The sequence below is a fragment of the Lentzea sp. NPDC006480 genome (genome assembly GCF_040611995.1).
Lineage (GTDB): Bacteria > Actinomycetota > Actinomycetes > Mycobacteriales > Pseudonocardiaceae > Lentzea.
The window spans coordinates 1-16,122 of the sequence record NZ_JBEXPJ010000054.1 but is presented as its reverse complement, the minus strand read 5'-3'; the positions used below and the strand labels follow the sequence as shown (position 1 = coordinate 16,122).

The window sequence follows — 16,122 nt, the reverse complement described above, 5'->3', positions numbered from 1 at the left end:
TTGGGTCTGTTCGGCGGTTGACCGGTACAAGTACCGGGATCGTGCTAGAAACCGGCTGTGCACGGGTTTAACAGCTGAGTAACGAGACTTGACAGGATGTGTGCCTGGGACCACATTGTGCGCAACTTTGTTGGAGTCCTGTTCGGTTCGCACACGAGCGAGTGTCACCTGTAGGAGCGAAGATGGTCCGGTACGCGTCAGGTTCCTCTCCGTTACCGCAACTCGACAGGCGCACCCTGTTGCGGATCATGCTGGCCGGCGCCGGCGTGGCCGCGACCGGTGGCCTCGCGGCGTGCGGCGGCGGTTCGGGCTCCGGTGGTGACTCGAAGGTCGTCACCTTCGGCAACAACCTCTCCGACCAGGTGCCGAAGGACGCGATCACGGCGGCGGTCAAGGCGTTCGAGAAGAACTCCGGCGGCACGACCGTCACGATCAACACCAAGCAGCACGAGCAGTACCAGGAGCAGATCAACAACTACCTGCAGGGCAAGCCGGACGACGTGCTCGCCTGGTTCGCGGGCTACCGCATGCGGTTCTTCGCCGACCAGGGCCTCACCGGCGACCTGAGCGACCTGTGGGGCAAGGTCGGTGGCAACTACTCCGACGCGCTCAAGCAGGCGTCCACGGGCAGCGACAAGAAGCAGTACTTCATCCCGTTCACGCAGTACCCGTGGGGCATGTTCTACCGCAAGAGCGTTTGGCAGGAAAAGGGATACGCGATCCCGAAGACGCTCGACGAGCTCGTCGCGCTCGCCACGAAGATGAAGACCGACGGCCTGATCCCGATCGCCTTCGCGCAGAAGCAGGGCTGGCCGGGCATGGGCACGTTCGACCAGCTCAACTTCCGCATCAACGGGTACCAGTTCCACGTGGACCTGCTGGCGGGCAAGGAGAACTGGCAGGACAAGAAGGTCAAGGACGTGTTCGACACCTGGAAGCGGCTGCTGCCGTTCCACCAGGAGAACGCGCTCGGCCGCGAGTGGCAGGAAGCCGCGCAGACGTTGCAGCAGAAGAAGTCCGGCATGTACCTGCTGGGTGCGTTCGTGGGGCAGCAGTTCCCGGACGCCGAGAAGGACGACCTGGACTTCTTCCCGTTCCCGGAGATCAACCCGGAGCACGGCACCGACACGGTCGAGGCGCCGATCGACGGTTACATGATGGCGAAGAAGCCCGCCAACAAGGACGGTGCCCTCGCGCTGCTCGAGTACCTGTCGTCGCCGGAACCGCAGCTCGCCTACCTCAAGGCCGACCCGACCGCGGTCGCGACCAACCAGAAGGCGGACACGTCCGGCTACAACTCGCTGCAGAAGAAGTCGGCAGAGGTCATCAAGAACGCCAAGCACATCACGCAGTTCCTCGACCGCGACACCGACCCCGGTTTCGCGAGCGAGGCGGCGACCAACGGCCTCATCGCGTTCATCAAGAACCCCGACGACATCGACACCGTGCTCAAGGGCATGGCCGACCAGGCGAAGAACATCTTCAAGTGACCGCATTGCAGGAGAAGCCGAAGGCGGTGGCCCCCGAGGGGCCGCCGCCTCGTCGGCGTGGAAAGCGTGCCACCGCCCTCGCGGGCACGGACAAACTGGTGCTGGGGCTCATGCTCGGCATCCCCACGGTCGTGCACCTGCTGTTCGTGTGGATCCCGACGCTGGGTTCCATCGCGTTGTCGTTCAGCAGGTGGAACGGCATCGGCGGGTTCGAGGACATCGAGTGGATCGGCGTCGACAACTACGTCGAGATCTTCACCGAGTACCCCCGGTTCTGGCCCGCCGTGCAGCACAACCTGATCTGGCTCGCGTTCCTGCTGATCGTGCCGACGTGCGCCGGTCTGCTGCTGGCCGTGCTGCTGGACCGGGAGATCAAGGGCAGCCGGATCTACCAGAGCGCGCTGTACATGCCGATGGTGCTCTCGCTCGCGCTGATCGGGTTCATCTGGCAGCTGATCTACACGCCCGACGGCGGTCTGCTGAACTCGTTGCTGGGGCTGAGCGACAAGCCCGTCGACTGGATCGGCGACTCGGACATCAACCTCTACGCCGTGCTCGTCGCGGCGGCGTGGCGGCACACCGGCTACATCATGCTGCTGTACTTGGCGGGCCTGAAGTCGGTGGACCCGGCGCTGAAGGAAGCCGCCGCACTGGACGGCGCCTCGGCGACCCAGACGTTCTTCCGCGTCACGTTCCCCGTGATGAAGCCGGTGAACATCGTCGTCGCGGTCGTGACGGTGATCGAGGCGCTGCGCGCGTTCGACATCGTGTACGTCATCAACAAGGGGCGCAACGGACTCGAACTGCTGTCGGTGCTGGTGACCGACAACATCATCGGTGAGGCCTCGCGCATCGGCCGGGGTTCCGCGGTGGCGGTGATCCTGCTGACGATCTCGCTCGGCGTGATCATCCCCTACCTGTACCAGACGTTCAGCAAGGAGAACCGGACGTGACGGCCACGCTGGAACGGCCCTCGGTGCCGGCAGTCAAGAAGCGCACGGTGACCCCCGCGCGGGTCGCGTTGCACACCTTCCTGATCCTGACGTGCCTCATGACGCTGGCGCCCCTGCTGTGGGCGGTCTACGCGTCGCTGCGCACGTACGAGGACACGTCGGTCAACGGGTACTTCTCCGTCGCGAAGTCGCTCACGCTCGAGAACTTCGCGAAGGCGTGGGACGTCGGCAACCTGCCGCACTTCTACTGGAACACGTTCCTGATCACCGTTCCGGCGCTGATCATCACGCTGCTGCTCAGCTCGATGGTGGCGTTCGGCGTGTCCCGGTTCAGCTTCAAGTTCAACCTGCTGCTGCTCATGATCTTCACCGCGGGCAACCTGTTGCCGCAGCAGGTGATCGTGACGCCGCTGTGGCGCCTGTACCGCCTGATCGAGGTGCCGGAGTGGATCAGCGACAGCGGTTCGCTGATCGACTCGCCGGTCGGGGTCGTGCTGATCCACATCGCCTTCCAGTCCGGCTTCTGCACGTTCGTGCTGTCGAACTACATGAAGACGATCCCGTACGAGCTGACCGAGGCCGCCCGGGTGGACGGCGCGTCGGTGTTCCGGCAGTACTGGCAACTGACGCTGCCGCTGTGCCGGCCGGTGCTCGCCGCGCTGGCGACGCTGGAGTTCACCTGGATCTACAACGACTTCCTGTGGGCGTTGGTGCTGATCCAGGACGGCGACAAGATGCCGGTCACCTCGGCGTTGCAGAACCTCAAGGGCACGTTCTTCACCGACAACAACCTCATCGCGGCGGGGTCGCTGCTGGTGGCGTTGCCGACGCTGGTGGTGTTCTTCGTGCTGCAGCGGCAGTTCGTCGGCGGCCTCACCCTCGGCTCCACGAAGGGCTGATTGCATGCGCGTTGTCGCCGAGATCCCTGTGTCAGAGCAGGGTTCGGTGCACGAGCAGGGCTGGCAGTCGTGGTCTCCGTCGACCCGCTACGGGTTGACGGAGCAGCCGCACCGGTGGGTCGACGCGCCGCAGCGGGTCGTCTCGTACCGCTCGGAGAACTCCGCCGGGCGTGACGTGTTCTGGGGCGAGGGTCTCCTGGCCGTCGACCCCGGTGACGGTGCCGCCGTGACCCTGATCGCGGCCGTCTCCCCCACCCGTTCCGTTCCGTCGATTCGAGCGGTCGTACGAGGTTCGGTCGTCGAGGTCGCCGCCGACGGCGATGTCGAGGTGCGAGTTGAGCAGTCCACCGTGGACACGGCGTTCGCGCGCTGGGCGGACTCGGTGGCGGACAAGCTGGAACTGACCGCTCCTCGCCCCGCTCCCACGACGTGGTGCTCGTGGTACCAGTACTTCACCGAGGTCGCCGAGTCCGATGTGGACCGGAACCTTCAGTTGATGGACTCGCTCGACCTGCCGATCGACGTCGTGCAGATCGACGACGGTTATCAGGCCGCGATCGGTGACTGGCTGATCCCGTCCGGCCGTTTCCCGGATGTCGCCGGCATGTTCGCCCGGATCCGCGACCACGGCCGGCGCGCGGGCATCTGGACGGCACCGTTCCTGGTCAGCGAGAACTCCCGGCTCTTCGCGCACCACCCGCAGTGGCTGGTGCGCGACACGTCCGGCGTGCCCGTTTCGGCCGGGCGCAACTGGGACCAGCAGCTCTACGCGTTGGACACCACTCATCCTGGCGCGCGCGAACACCTGCGGACCGTCTTCATCACGTTCGCCGCGTGGGGCATCGACTTCCACAAGATCGACTTCACCTACGCGGCCGCGCTGCCCGGCGTGCGGCACGAGGACGTCACGCCGATCGAGGCCTACCGGATGGGGCTGCTGCTGATCCGCGAGGCGATCGGTGACGCCTACCTGCTGGGCTGCGGGGCGCCGCTGCTGCCGTCGATCGGGCTCGTGGACGCGATGCGGGTCTCGCCCGACATCGCGGCCACCTGGGCGTCCTACAACGGTGACGCGTCGATGCCGGGGCAGTTCGGGGCGACGCTGAACGGGGTGTCACGGGCGTTCCAGCACGGCAGGTTCTGGGTCAACGACCCGGACTGCATCCTCGCGCGGCCCGGCATCGAGAGGCGCGAGGACTGGGCACGGCACGTGTCGCGGTTCGGCGGGCTGCGCGGATCCAGCGACGGGGTCGACCAGCTCGACGACTGGGGCCTGGAAACCACCAGAAGGTTGTTGTCAGAGCCCGTCCCGAGGTATTTCGTGGAGTCGTGACGATCAACCTGCGCCCGTGGCGGGCCGACGACCTGCCCGCGCTGCTCGCGGCACACCGCGACCCGGCTCTGCGCCGCTGGCTGGCCACTTCGCTGACGGACGAAGCCCAAGCGCGGCAGTGGCTCGAAGTGCAGGCCGCCGGCTGGGACTCGGCGACCCGCTTCAGCTTCGCCGTGGTGACCGCCGGAAACGCGGTCGGCCACGTGGTGGTGAAGATGGGCGAGGCGGGCACGGCTGAAGTCGGCTACTGGACGGCGCCCCAGGCCCGAGGCCACGGCATTGCCGCCCGCGCGGTGGAAACCGCGACTGGCTGGGCGTTCCACACGCTGAACCTCACCCGCCTCAGCCTCGTGCACGCCGAGGACAACCAGGCTTCCTGCCGGGTCGCGGAGAAGTGCGGCTACGTCCTGAACGAACACGTGCCGGCCGCACCGCCGGAATTCCCGGTCGGCGCGCACCGGCACGTGCGCAAGAACAGCTGACGGCCTACTTGCCGCCGGTCTGCGGGTTGTAGTCGGAGATCGAACCCCAACGGCTCACCGGGATGACGATCACGCGCGCCTTGCCCACCACGTTGTCGATCGGGATCGCGCCGTCGGCGGGCGTCGGGTCGCCGTGCTTGCGCGAGTCCGACGAGTTGTTGCGGTTGTCGCCCATCACCCACAGCTTGCCCGCGGGCACGGTGACCTTCTCGAACGAGTCCTGCTGACGCGGGCCGCCACCGAAGTTCAGGTACGGCTCGTCCAGCGGCTTGCCGTCGACCAGGACGCGGCCCTGGTCGTCACAGCACTCGACGGTCTGGCCGCCGACCGCGATGACGCGCTTGATGAAGTCGGTACCGCTGGGCTCGGACAGGTTCACCATCGAGCCCATGTCCTGCAGCGTGCCGACGACGAAGCTCGGGGGCTCCTTGCCGCCCGTCCAGTTCGGCGGGCCGCGGAAGACGACGACGTCGCCGGGCTGCGGATCGCGGAACAGGTACGTGATCTTCTCGACCAGCACCTTGTCGTTCACGCAACCCGTGCAGCCGTGCAGGGTCGTCTCCATCGAAGCCGACGGGATGACGAACACGCGCGCGATGAACGCCTGGATGGTGATGGTCAGCACCAGCGCGACGCCGACGATGACCAGGACTTCTTTCCAGAACGGCTGCTTCTTCTTCGCCTTCTTCTTGGAGAACCTCGGCGCCGGGTCCTCCTCCTCGTACGAAGAGGTGGCCGGAGAGGGGGACGAAGACCGCGAACCGGACGTCGAGAACCGCGACGTGGGTTCTGCGGGGCCGTCCCCTGTGGGAGGCGTCGTCTCCCAGGTCGACGAAGAATCGTCGTTCACGCGATGACTCACACGCCCCACCTTACGGACGACCGGGTAGGCGCAACGTGAACAGGGCACCGCCCTCGGGCGCTCTGCCCGCGGTGGCCGTGCCGCCGTGCCGTTGTGCCACCTGCTTGACGATGGCGAGTCCCAGGCCGGAACCCGGCAGGGTCCGCGCCTCGGACGAACGGTAGAAACGCTCGAAAACGTGAGGTAGATCGGCGTCCGCGATACCGGGGCCCGCGTCCGCCACCTCCACCACGGCGCTGCCGTCGCCCACCTGACGCAGGCTCAGCCGCACCGCTGAGCCCGAGGGGCTGAACTTCACCGCGTTGTCGAGGAGGTTCAGCACCGCGCGCTCCAGAGCACTTGAATCACCCAGAAGTGTCCACGGTTGCAGCTGCACGTCGAACGTGACGTTCGAGGCGCGTCGGCGCGCGCGGTCCAGAGACCGTTCTACCACCTCGACGAGGTCGACGGGTTCGTGCACGACCTGAGGCGCGTCCTCACGGGCGAGTTCGACCAGGTCACCGATCAACGTGGTGAGTTCGTCGATCTGCGCGCGCACGTCCGACTGGATTTCCGTTTTGTCCTCTTGGGACAACGTCGGGGAGTTCGGGCGTTCTGACGCCAGCAACAGCTCCAGGTTGGTGCGCATGGAAGTCAGTGGCGTGCGCAGCTCGTGGCCCGCGTCGGCGACCAGTCGTCGTTGGCGTTCCTGCGATTCCGCCACCGCGCCGAGCATCGCGTTGAAGCTGTGCGTCAACCGCGCGAGCTCGTCGTCGCCCGACACCGGTATCGGCGTCAGATCACCTGTGTTCGCCACGCGTTCGGTGGCCTCGGTAAGTCGTTGCACCGGCCGCAAACCCGTGCGCGCCACCGCTGTGCCCGCGATCGCCGCCAGCAGCACCCCGGCGCCACCGATGAGCAGCAGCACCACGCTGAGCTTCGCCAGCGTCGTCCGTTGCGGCACCATCGACTGCGCGATGACGATCGCCTGGCCCGAGTTCTCCGGCCCGTAGTGGACCGCGATCACCCGCGTCTCGCTCTGGTGATCGGTCCAGGTGTAGTCGCCGCGATCGCCCTCCGCGACCTCCCACGCCTCGTCCGTGGTGGGCGGGGGGTTACCGGTCTTGGGGTAGAAGATCTTGCCGGTGTTCGACTGCAGCAGGCCCATCTTCACGTCGCCGGCCGCGAGGAACGCCGCCGGGTAGTTCAGAACCTCGTCCGGCGTCGTGACCTTGAAGCCGGTAGCCACCGTGTTGGCACGCTGGCGCAGGCTTTCGTCGAGCGCGTCGTACACGCTCTTGCGCACGATCATGTACGCGCCGAACGACACCAACGCCACGGCCCCGGCAACGCAGAACGCCGCGAGCCAGGTGACCCGAGCCCGCAGCGACGCCCTCTGCAGCCGTCCCTGGGGTTCGAAGATCACGGAGGGGTCTCCCGCAGGACGTAGCCCACCCCGCGCACCGTGTGGATCAGCCTCGGCTCCCCCTCCGCCTCCGTCTTCCGGCGCAGATACCCGACGTAGACCTCGAGTGCGTTGCCCGAGGTCGGGAAGTCGTATCCCCACACGTCCTCCAGGATGCGGCTGCGAGTCAGCACCTGGCGCGGGTGCGCCAGCAGGAGCTCGAGCAGCGCGAACTCGGTGCGGGTGAGGCTGATGGAGCGCTCGCCCCGGCGGACGTCCCTGGTGGACGGGTCCAGCTCCAGGTCGGCGAACTTGAGGACGGCCGCGGACTGCTGGGCGGCGTCGTCGTCATGGGCGGCACGGCGCAGCAGCGCGCGCAGTCGTGCCAGCAGTTCCTCCAGCGCGAACGGCTTGGGCAGGTAGTCGTCGGCCCCGGCGTCGAGCCCGGACACGCGGTCGCTCACGGCGTCCCGCGCGGTCAGCACGAGGATCGGCAGGTCGTCACCGGTGCTGCGAAGGCGCCGGCACACCTCCAGCCCGTCCAGCCGCGGCATCATCACGTCGAGCACCATGGCATCCGGCCTGGCGGCGGTCACCGACTCCAGGGCCTGCATGCCGTCTCCGGCGGTCTCGACCTGGTAGCCGTTGAACTGGAGCGAGCGGCGGAGTGACTCCCGGACCGCCCGATCGTCATCGACAACGAGGATGCGCATAGGGGCAGTGTTGCTGAGGGATCTGAGAGGCGCCTGAGAAGGTCCCTAACAGCGCGTGTGAGTACGGCGTTAGTTCTTGCTAGCCTTCCAGGCCACGTGCGACCGGCGCGTTCCACTTCCGCCAGAGCGCTATCAGCCTGATGGTGATGATTATTGACGCACCAGTCAGCGCGACCAGGTCTTTCGGCAACCTGGCCCACTCGCCCATCGCGACGACGACTGCCCCGGCGAGAGCTGCCACGGCGTAGATCTCTCTCCTCAGCACCAATGGAATCTCTCGGAGGAGGAGGTCACGCACGGCGCCGCCGCCGATACCGGTGGTCATGCCGATGAGGCACGCGGCGTAGGGCGTGGCGCCGAGAGCCAGCGCGGTGGTGGTGCCGGACGTGACGAACAGACCGAGCCCCACGGCGTCCAACAGCAACACCGTGCGGCGGAGCTTGGCGACCTGCGGGTGGAACCAGAAGACGATCAGGCCCGTGACGCCGGCGACCAGCAGGTACGGCCAGTTCCGCAGGCTCGTCGGCGGGTGCACGCCCAGCAGCACGTCGCGGATGATGCCGCCGCCCAGCGCGGTGGTGAGCGCCAGGACGGTCACGCCGAACACGTCCAGCCGGGCGCGGACGGCGGCCACCGCGCCGGACGCGGCGAAGACCGCGATCCCGATCAGTTCCAGGACGATGAGCAGCACAAACGAAGAGAATACGGGGCTAGCGCGGCATCGCTTCCCGGCGGTAACCGGCCTCCAGCCGACCCCCTGCGGACACCAGCACGTGCTCGACGACCTCGATGAACCACTCGGCACCCTCGCCCCGCGCCAACGCCCGGTAGGCGTCCACGAGCTCGTCTGCCTTCGCCTCTTTGAGGCGCCTGAGCAGCCACTTCCCGTGCCCGAGCCACTTGTTCTGCACGACCAGCGCCAACTCCCCCGCGCAGGTCAGCAGCCGGGCCGCGACGAACAGCCGCTCGTCGTCGTCCCGTGCCCCGATGAGGTCTTCCAGCAGGTCCGTGCAGCCGTAGCGGCGGTCTTCCAGCTCGGTGGCGGTGGGAATCGGCGGGCCGACGTCGAGCAGAGCGCGCGCCTCGGCCCGCATGCGCTGACCGGTGCCGTCGGCGTCGAGCATGAGGAACCCCTCGGCGCACATGTGCAGCAACGGCGGGCGCCGGTCCTGGGCGTCGCGGGCCACGAAGTCCTGGAACGACTCGATCGTGTGACAGAACAGCTCGACCGGCCAGCCGCGGTGCTCCAGCGTCTCCCGGAACGCGTTGGGCAGGTCGTCGACGATCACGACGATGTCCAGGTCGGAGTTCGCCGTGTAGGTGCCGGCCGCGACGCTGCCGCCCAGGAACGCCGCCGTGGCGAGCGGGAAGCGTTCGTCGATCAGGTCACGGGCGACCTGGACGGGATCGCGGTCCCAGTCCAGCGGGTGCCCGGTGACGTAGTAGTCCTGGTCGGGGTCGAGCGGCCCGAGCACCTGCTCGACGCGCGGCCAGATCTCGGGGCCCACCTCGTTGAGGCCGGCGAGCCACGGGTTGTCCTCCGCGTCGAACAACGGCCGGATCTCCAGGAACTGGGCGCGGGAGATCTCCCGCACGCTGACCGGTGGCCCGCTGCGTCGTTTGGCATAGCCCTTCAGGCGCCAACCCATGTTGTCGCCGTAGGCGTGCCTGACCTCGTCGTCCCCCGTCACCCCTTCATTGTTACTTGGTGAACGCGTGCGGACGAACTCAGACGCGCGCCACCGCGAGCAAATAGCCCAGTGACGGCTGGATCGCGAGCGGTGACAGGATCTGGTCGAGGTACTCCCGCGCTTCTTCTCCGTGCGCGGCAACCAGAGCGTCGTAGTGCGCGCGGGCACCGTCCTGCATCCGCGGCACGGTCTTGCGCGTCTCCGTGCTGAGGTCCACCAGTTCCACCACGTGCAAGCCCGCTGCCGCCAACAACTTCGGGTAGCCGGCGAACGTGGGCAGCTCGTCGATGTCGTAGGTGTTCAGCAGCGGCTGCAGCTCGTCGAGCAGGCCCTGCGAGACCGGTTTGCGCTGCACGAAGTCGGACACCACCACCACGCCGGACGGTTTCACCACGCGTGCCAGCTCGCGTAAGACGCTGACGCGATCACCCAAGTGCGGCAAGGTCTCCACGGCCCACGCCGCGTCGAACGTGCCACCGGAGAACGGCATCGCGTGCGGGTCGCCGTGCACGAACCGGACCTGGTCGTCGACGAACAACGCTTCCGCGCGGGCGTTCGCGCGGACGACGTGTTCGGCGCAGGGCGACACGGACACGATGTCCGCGTGCGAGGCCTCGGCCAGCCGGAACGCCGACGTGCCGACCCGCCGGCCCAGGTCCAGCACGCGCCAGCCGTGCCGCGCGCCGAGCTTGTCGATGTGCAGCGCGGTCATGCGTTCGGCGGCGACGCGGTTGGGCGACTCGTCCTCTTCGGAGGTCCAGAGACCGAAGTGCAGGTTGTGGTCCCAGATCGCGCGCATGACCTCGTGGTAGACGTCGGTCATCAGAAGAAGTCCGCCATGCGCGGGACTCCGGACGCGCCGGCGAGCTGGTCGAGCACCGCCGCGTCGGCCGGGTCGCCCTCCAGCAAACCCGCGCGCCGCAACGCATGCGTGTTCTGGAACCCGGTGAACCACGGCCCGAGCGCCCTGGCGTGCAGACGAACCGCGCCGGTGCCGCCGGGCTCGACCCGCACCACGCCGTCCTCGGCGACGACGCGCTGGTTGCCCGCGTGCCACGGCGCGTGCTCGTCGATGATCTCCAGGTCGACCGCGGCGTTGGCCAGGCGCGGCCAGCCACGCGCGGCCACGGCGGCGGGCAGGTCGACGACGCGCAGCATCCAGGTCGACGTGAACACCTCGTACCGCATCGGCGTCGTGCCGAGCAGGTTGAGCGTGGCGGGGTCGGTGATCCGCAGGTCGACGGCTTCGAGCGTGCCCGCCCACGACTTGAGCGACGCCAACAGGTTCAGCTGGGTCTCGACGTCCACGCCGATGAGGTCGTACACCTTGAGGCGGCCCATGTCGCGGTCGTGGCTGGGCTCGCGCTGAGCCGTCAGATACCCGCGCAGGCCGTTCGGGCCGGGCAGCACGCTCACCAGGTCCATCTCGAGCACCTTCGCGAGGTCGACCCTCGGCGGACGACGGTCGGCCATGCCGTCGATCGTCCGCGCCACCTCCAGGTAGCAGTCGCGCAGCGCGGTGAGATCGCTCTCATCAGCCGGGCGCGAAGGTATCGGCTCGGACGGCTCCGGGGCGGAGAGCACCCTGTCCATCGGCACTTCGACCCACTCGAAGAGCCCGGCGCGTTCCCAGCCCCGTTTCCGGTACAGGTTCGGCACGGTCGCGTAGAGCACCGAGATCGGCTGCCCGTGCTCCCGCATGGTGGACAGCGCCTTGTCCAGCAACGCACCCGCGACCCCACGGCCACGCGTGGCGCCGTTGACGGCGACGCCACCGATCCCACCCATCGGGACCGCGGCGCCGCCGTAGAACTGCCCGTACTCGCCGATGCCGAGCACCCCGGCGACCTTGCCGTCCAGTTCCGCGACCAGTCCGTGCCTACCGGGATGCACCAGCCTCTCCGGCCGCGCGTCGTCGTTGAACGCGAGCTTGCGCAGGCGGGAAACCGCGTCGAGGTCGTCCTCGGTGTACTCACGGATGTGCACGGACAACTATCTACCAGGAAAAGAAGCCCTGGCCCGTCTTCTTTCCCAGCTCGTTTCGCGCGACCTTGTCCCGCAACAGCTGCGGCGGGTCGAATCGGGGGCCCAACTGCGCCGCGAGGTGCTCGGCGATCGCCAGCCTGACGTCGAGTCCGACCAGGTCCGTGAGCTCCAGCGGACCCATCGGCCAGCGGTAGCCGAGCTTCATGCCGGTGTCGATGTCGGCCGCTGAGGCAACGCCTTCCTCCAGCATGCGAATCGCTTCCATGCCAACGGCCACCCCCAAACGGGAGGTCGCGAAGCCAGGAGAGTCCCGAACTTCGATGACGGTTTTCCCCATTTCTTCGGCCCACGTTCGCGCTTTGGCCACGTTCGCGGGGTCGACGCCCTCGTGGTGCACGAGCTCGACGAGCTGCTGGACCGGGACGGGGTTGAAGAAGTGCATGCCCAGCACGCGTTCGCCCGGCAGCCCGGCGGCGATCTCGGAGATCGACAACGACGAGGTGTTGGACGCCAGGATCGCCTGCGGGCACTTCTCGGCGGCGAAACCGAGCACCTTCTGCTTGAGCGGCACGTTCTCCGGCACGGCCTCGACGACCAGCGCGGCGTCCTCCGGCAGCTCACCGGTGCTCAGGTTCGCGAACACCGCGTCGGCGTCCGCGAGCTTGCCCTTCTCCTGCGCCTTGTCGAGCGAGCGCTTGACCGTGAGCCTGCCCTGCTCCACGCGTTCGGCGTCGGCCTCCGAGAGCGTGACCTCGTGACCGTGCGCGAGCAGGACGTGCACGATGCCCGCGCCCATCGTGCCGCCGCCGATGACGACGGCCTTCACGCCACTTCCCCGGAGTCGATCACTTCAGCGCTGAACATCGCGACCAGCTCCATGCCGCCGATCTCGGCGAGGTTCGCGCCCGACGAGGCCCACTCGGGCGTCTGCACCGCGGCCTTCATGGACTCGGGAGAGTCGAAGTACATCTCCGCGATCAGGTGGGGCTCGGTCTCACCCAGGAAGCCGGCGAGGAACACCCGCTGCACCTTCGCGACCTCGGCCCGCACCAGGCCGGGCACCGAGTTCACGATCGGCAGGTGCGACTCGAAATACTTCTCGTCGAAGTCCTCGGGGTTCGCGGGCTTCTTGTACAGCGCGATGTACTTGATCATGTGACGCTTTCCTCCTCGACTCGCCCAGCACTGTAACGCCCGAGCAGGGTGCCCGGCTGAGGCACGATGGAAGCGTGCGGATCATCCTGTTGCGCCACGGCCAGAGCCTCGGCAACGTCGACGAGCTCGCCTACTGCCGCATCCCCGACCACGCCCTGCCGCTGACCGAGCAGGGCGAACAGCAGGCACGCGCGGCCGGCGCCACGATCAAGGAGCTGATCGGCGCAGGTCCGGTGGCGGCCTACGTCTCGCCGTACAAACGGACCCGCCGGACGTTCGACCTGCTGGGCGTCGACGCCGAGCGGGTCGTCACCGAGCCTCGTGTGCGCGAACAGGACTGGGGCAACTTCCAGGACCCGGTGCAGCAGGAGGTGCTCAAGCACCAGCGCCACGCGTTCGGGCACTTCTTCTTCCGGCTGCCCAACGGCGAGTCCGGCGCGGACGTCGACGATCGGGTGGCGGCGTTCCTCGACGGCCTGGTGGTCCGGATGCACGAGGACGAGACGCACCCCCGGACCGTGCTGATCGTCTCGCACGGTCTGACGATCAGGTTGCTGTGCCGCAGGCTGTTCGACTGGAGCATCGAGCTGTTCGAGTCGCTGTCCAACGTGGACACCTGCGAGAACCGCGTGCTCGACCACGACGGCACGGGGTGGAAGCTGGACCGCCCCTTCGACCAGTGGCGCGACTCACCGGACGGGACGGTCCAGCATTCCTAGAGGAGTCCCCGCTTGTAAGCGGCGACCAGGCGTCGTGGCACGAGAAGCTCCTTGCCGTCGAGGGTTCTGACGCGCACGAGGTCCGGCGCCGTGGCCTTCCACCGACTGCGCCGGTGCCGGGTGTTGGAACGCGACGTCCTGCGCTTGGGAACGGCCATCAGCGCTCTCGCTTTCCGTAGCGGCGGTTGAACTTCTCGACCCGGCCCGCGGTGTCCATGACCCGCTGCGTGCCCGTCCAGAACGGGTGCGAGTCGGCGGTGATGTCGACGATCAGCAACGGGTAGCTGTTGCCGTCCTCCCACTCGATCGTGCGGCTCGACGTGGCCGTCGAGCGGGTCAGGAACGTCTTGCCCGTCGACGCGTCCTGGAAGACCACCGGGTGGTAGTCGGGGTGGATGCCTGACTTCATATCTCCAGCTTTCGGATCGAGTCCACGAAGGACAGTTCGTCGTCGGTCAGCAGCGCGCTCGCGAACGCCTGCGTGATGTCGTCCGGCTCGCCGACCGTGATCGCCACGATCTGCGTGGTCCGGCCGTCGCGCGGCCCACCTTCACCGACGTGCAGCCCGCCGCCCGCGGATTCCAGGTGCAGCGCCAGATCCGGCTCGTCCGCGACCCACAGCCGGCCGCGCGAACGCACCACCGTGCCGTCGAGCAACGAGTCGAGCGCGTCGTTCAGCCGCGCCGGGTGGAACGGCCGGTCCGCCGTGAAAACCGCCGTCGACACACCGCAGTCGGGCGTGAGCGGGATCATCCGCGGCCGGGAGTTCCTGCGCACCACCACCGCGTCCGGCGTGCACCGGTGCGCTCCAGGAGCCAGCCGGTCGAGCACGGCCGCCGTCCGTTCGTCGGCGTTCCCTTGCAGCACAACCACATCCGCTGCTTCGACCTGTGCCACGACGACCTGGGCGACCGTGCGCTGGTCGCTCACCATCGACGCGTCACCGAGAGCGTCGTCCAGCCAGCTCTCGGCATCGATCACCGTGATCACGCACTCGACGTCGACACCCAGGTTGCGGCGCACGGCGTCCGGTTCGAGCAGCGGGTCCAGGTGCAGCACGACGGTGTGGCCTTCAAAACCCTTGAGCAACTCGCGCAGGTCTTCCCGCACGGTGCACGACACGCAGTTGTGCAGCAGCTCGACGTCGGTGGCGATGCCGTCGACCCACCGCCGCACACACGTCTCCGCGGCAACGTGCCTGACCAGCACCGAACCGGGCCGGTCGCGCCACACCCGCACAGCGACGTCGTGGTCCACCAACCCCGCCACCATGACGACAACGGTTTCCATGTGAGGTACCGTAGTTGAAAACGAATGTCGTTTCAATCTGACTTCTGGGAAGGCCTCACACATGCGCTGCCAGCTGACCGGCCGTGAGCCGGGCTTCGGCAACCGCGTCTCGCACTCGCAACGCAAGACGCGCCGCCGGTGGAACCCGAACGTCCAGCGCAAGCGGTACTGGGTGCCGTCGCTGAACCGGTTCGTGACGCTGACGCTGTCCACCAAGGCGATCAAGACCGTCGACCGGATCGGCATCGAGGCCGCCGTCGCGAAGCTCCGCCAGCTCGGGGAGAAGGTCTGATGGCCAAGAGCACCGACGTCCGCCCGATCATCAAGATGCGGTCGACCGCAGGCACCGGCTACACGTACGTGACCAGGAAGAACCGGCGCAACGACCCGGACCGCCTGGTGCTGCGCAAGTACGACCCGGTGGCGCGCAGGCACGTCGACTTCAAGGAGGAGCGCTGATGGCCAAGAAGTCGAAGATCGCCGCGGACCAGCGCCGCCGCGAGATCGTCGCCCGGTACGCAGGGCGGCGTGCGGAGCTCAAGGAGATGCTGCGCCACCCCGAGACGCGCGAGGAGGCGTTGCGGGGCCTGCAGAAGCTGCCTCGTGACGCGTCACCGACCCGGCTCAGGAACCGCGACGTGGTCGACGGACGGCCGCGCGCCTACAACCGCAAGTTCGGCCTCTCCCGCGTGCGGTTGCGGGAAATGGCCCACAGGGGCGAACTTCCCGGCGTCTCGAAGGCGAGCTGGTGATGCGCGAGCGCAAGCCGTTGAAGCGCAGGCAGAACCTGCTCGCGAAGGAGGGCGTGATCGTCGTCGACTGGAAGGACGTCACGCTGCTGCGGAAGTTCATCTCGGACCGGGGCAAGATCCGGTCCCGCCGTGTGACCGGCCTGACGCCGCAGCAGCAGCGTCAGGTCGCCACGGCCATCAAGAACGCACGGGAGATGGCCCTGCTGCCGTACCCGTCACAAGGGCGATGACGCGCACCGCCGTGCTCCCGTTCGGCGGCTGGTTCGACGAGGTCGCCGACGAGCTGTTCGCCGCGATCAGCGACAAGGGCCTGCCCGCCGACACCGTGCAGCAGGTGACCGTCGACCGCGGCCATCTTCGACTGGGCCTTCTCCATGTCGCGGAGCAGCTGGTCGAGGCCGCGCGCGGACAGC

Annotated in this window: 22 protein-coding genes and 1 pseudogene; 11 read left to right on the top strand and 12 right to left on the bottom strand. The window is 67.8% G+C overall.

All coding sequences use genetic code 11. The annotated features are described in order from the left end of the window. The first annotated feature begins 182 nt into the window (after positions 1–182). The 5 genes from ABZX92_RS22030 to ABZX92_RS22010 are packed head-to-tail and all read left to right on the top strand — an operon-like array spanning position 183 to position 5,157. Positions 183–1,490: an ABC transporter substrate-binding protein gene (locus ABZX92_RS22030; protein ID WP_355562290.1), complete on the top strand. Its 1,308-nt coding sequence runs from the start codon at positions 183–185 to the stop codon at positions 1,488–1,490. Further along, positions 1,487–2,443 (top strand): sugar ABC transporter permease, encoded by a 957-nt coding sequence (locus ABZX92_RS22025; RefSeq protein ID WP_355562287.1) that lies wholly within the window; start codon positions 1,487–1,489, stop codon positions 2,441–2,443. Before ABZX92_RS22030 ends, ABZX92_RS22025 begins: the two co-directional genes overlap by 4 nt. Next, positions 2,440–3,342, top strand: coding sequence for a carbohydrate ABC transporter permease (locus ABZX92_RS22020; protein ID WP_355562284.1), 903 nt, complete (start codon positions 2,440–2,442; stop codon positions 3,340–3,342). The genes ABZX92_RS22025 and ABZX92_RS22020 overlap by 4 nt, the downstream gene beginning before the upstream one ends. Positions 3,343–3,346: 4 nt before the next feature. Further along, complete coding sequence (locus ABZX92_RS22015) at positions 3,347–4,675, top strand: glycoside hydrolase family 36 protein (protein WP_355562281.1); 1,329 nt, start codon at positions 3,347–3,349, stop codon at positions 4,673–4,675. Next, positions 4,672–5,157, top strand: a complete 486-nt coding sequence (locus ABZX92_RS22010) for a GNAT family N-acetyltransferase (RefSeq protein WP_355562278.1) — start codon at positions 4,672–4,674, stop codon at positions 5,155–5,157. Before ABZX92_RS22015 ends, ABZX92_RS22010 begins: the two co-directional genes overlap by 4 nt. A 4-nt stretch (positions 5,158–5,161) precedes the next feature. Here ABZX92_RS22010 and lepB read toward each other — a convergent pair whose 3' ends face one another. From lepB to ABZX92_RS21965, 9 genes are all read right to left on the bottom strand, one after another. Then, positions 5,162–6,019, bottom strand: coding sequence for a signal peptidase I (gene lepB, locus ABZX92_RS22005; protein ID WP_355562276.1), 858 nt, complete (start codon positions 6,017–6,019; stop codon positions 5,162–5,164). Between the two features lie 10 nt (positions 6,020–6,029). Then, positions 6,030–7,421 (bottom strand): HAMP domain-containing sensor histidine kinase, encoded by a 1,392-nt coding sequence (locus ABZX92_RS22000; RefSeq protein ID WP_355562371.1) that lies wholly within the window; start codon positions 7,419–7,421, stop codon positions 6,030–6,032. Continuing rightward, a complete protein-coding gene (locus ABZX92_RS21995; protein WP_355562273.1) occupies positions 7,421–8,116 on the bottom strand; it encodes a response regulator transcription factor in 696 nt (231 codons plus the stop codon). Before ABZX92_RS21995 ends, ABZX92_RS22000 begins: the two co-directional genes overlap by 1 nt. Before the next feature lie 79 nt (positions 8,117–8,195). Next, entirely contained in the window at positions 8,196–8,807 is a 612-nt protein-coding gene (locus ABZX92_RS21990; protein ID WP_355562271.1) for a trimeric intracellular cation channel family protein, read from the bottom strand. Between the two features lie 19 nt (positions 8,808–8,826). Beyond that, entirely contained in the window at positions 8,827–9,807 is a 981-nt protein-coding gene (locus tag ABZX92_RS21985) for a nucleotidyltransferase domain-containing protein (protein WP_355562268.1), read from the bottom strand. 37 nt (positions 9,808–9,844) lie between these two features. After that, positions 9,845–10,630, bottom strand: coding sequence for a class I SAM-dependent methyltransferase (locus ABZX92_RS21980; RefSeq protein ID WP_355562266.1), 786 nt, complete (start codon positions 10,628–10,630; stop codon positions 9,845–9,847). Then, the gene (locus tag ABZX92_RS21975; protein WP_355562264.1) at positions 10,630–11,793 is read right to left on the bottom strand and encodes a GNAT family N-acetyltransferase; all 1,164 of its coding nucleotides are present in this window, start codon (positions 11,791–11,793) and stop codon (positions 10,630–10,632) included. The genes ABZX92_RS21980 and ABZX92_RS21975 overlap by 1 nt, the downstream gene beginning before the upstream one ends. 10 nt (positions 11,794–11,803) lie before the next feature. Beyond that, the gene (locus tag ABZX92_RS21970; protein ID WP_355562261.1) at positions 11,804–12,619 is read right to left on the bottom strand and encodes a 3-hydroxyacyl-CoA dehydrogenase family protein; all 816 of its coding nucleotides are present in this window, start codon (positions 12,617–12,619) and stop codon (positions 11,804–11,806) included. Further along, the gene (locus ABZX92_RS21965) at positions 12,616–12,948 is read right to left on the bottom strand and encodes an EthD family reductase (protein ID WP_355562259.1); all 333 of its coding nucleotides are present in this window, start codon (positions 12,946–12,948) and stop codon (positions 12,616–12,618) included. The genes ABZX92_RS21970 and ABZX92_RS21965 overlap by 4 nt, the downstream gene beginning before the upstream one ends. Before the next feature lie 74 nt (positions 12,949–13,022). Here ABZX92_RS21965 and ABZX92_RS21960 point away from each other — a divergent pair, with 74 nt between their 5' ends. Next, entirely contained in the window at positions 13,023–13,667 is a 645-nt protein-coding gene (locus ABZX92_RS21960) for a histidine phosphatase family protein (RefSeq protein WP_355562256.1), read from the top strand. Here ABZX92_RS21960 and rpmF read toward each other — a convergent pair. From rpmF to ABZX92_RS21945, 3 genes are read right to left on the bottom strand one after another with little or no spacing between them, the layout of a single operon-like run. After that, a complete protein-coding gene (gene rpmF / locus ABZX92_RS21955; RefSeq protein ID WP_355562254.1) occupies positions 13,664–13,825 on the bottom strand; it encodes a 50S ribosomal protein L32 in 162 nt (53 codons plus the stop codon). The two genes, ABZX92_RS21960 and rpmF, sit on opposite strands and share 4 nt — an antisense overlap. Then, positions 13,825–14,076, bottom strand: a complete 252-nt coding sequence (locus tag ABZX92_RS21950; protein WP_355562251.1) for a type B 50S ribosomal protein L31 — start codon at positions 14,074–14,076, stop codon at positions 13,825–13,827. Before ABZX92_RS21950 ends, rpmF begins: the two co-directional genes overlap by 1 nt. Then, complete coding sequence (locus ABZX92_RS21945) at positions 14,073–14,957, bottom strand: GTP-binding protein (protein ID WP_355562248.1); 885 nt, start codon at positions 14,955–14,957, stop codon at positions 14,073–14,075. The genes ABZX92_RS21950 and ABZX92_RS21945 overlap by 4 nt, the downstream gene beginning before the upstream one ends. Before the next feature lie 61 nt (positions 14,958–15,018). Here ABZX92_RS21945 and rpmB point away from each other — a divergent pair, with 61 nt between their 5' ends. The 5 genes and pseudogenes from rpmB to ABZX92_RS21920 all read left to right on the top strand — a co-directional run. Beyond that, a complete protein-coding gene (rpmB, locus tag ABZX92_RS21940) occupies positions 15,019–15,249 on the top strand; it encodes a 50S ribosomal protein L28 (RefSeq protein WP_355562246.1) in 231 nt (76 codons plus the stop codon). Further along, positions 15,249–15,416 carry a 50S ribosomal protein L33 gene (rpmG, locus tag ABZX92_RS21935; protein WP_355562243.1) on the top strand — a complete coding sequence of 56 codons (168 nt, stop codon included), beginning with the start codon at positions 15,249–15,251 and terminating at the stop codon, positions 15,414–15,416. The genes rpmB and rpmG overlap by 1 nt, the downstream gene beginning before the upstream one ends. Continuing rightward, complete coding sequence (gene rpsN / locus ABZX92_RS21930; RefSeq protein ID WP_355562240.1) at positions 15,416–15,709, top strand: 30S ribosomal protein S14; 294 nt, start codon at positions 15,416–15,418, stop codon at positions 15,707–15,709. Before rpmG ends, rpsN begins: the two co-directional genes overlap by 1 nt. Further along, the gene (rpsR, locus tag ABZX92_RS21925) at positions 15,709–15,939 is read left to right on the top strand and encodes a 30S ribosomal protein S18 (protein ID WP_045311870.1); all 231 of its coding nucleotides are present in this window, start codon (positions 15,709–15,711) and stop codon (positions 15,937–15,939) included. The genes rpsN and rpsR overlap by 1 nt, the downstream gene beginning before the upstream one ends. Further along, a pseudogene (locus ABZX92_RS21920) lies at positions 15,936–16,122 on the top strand (hypothetical protein); the annotation flags it as partial. The gene rpsR and the pseudogene ABZX92_RS21920, both read left to right, overlap by 4 nt.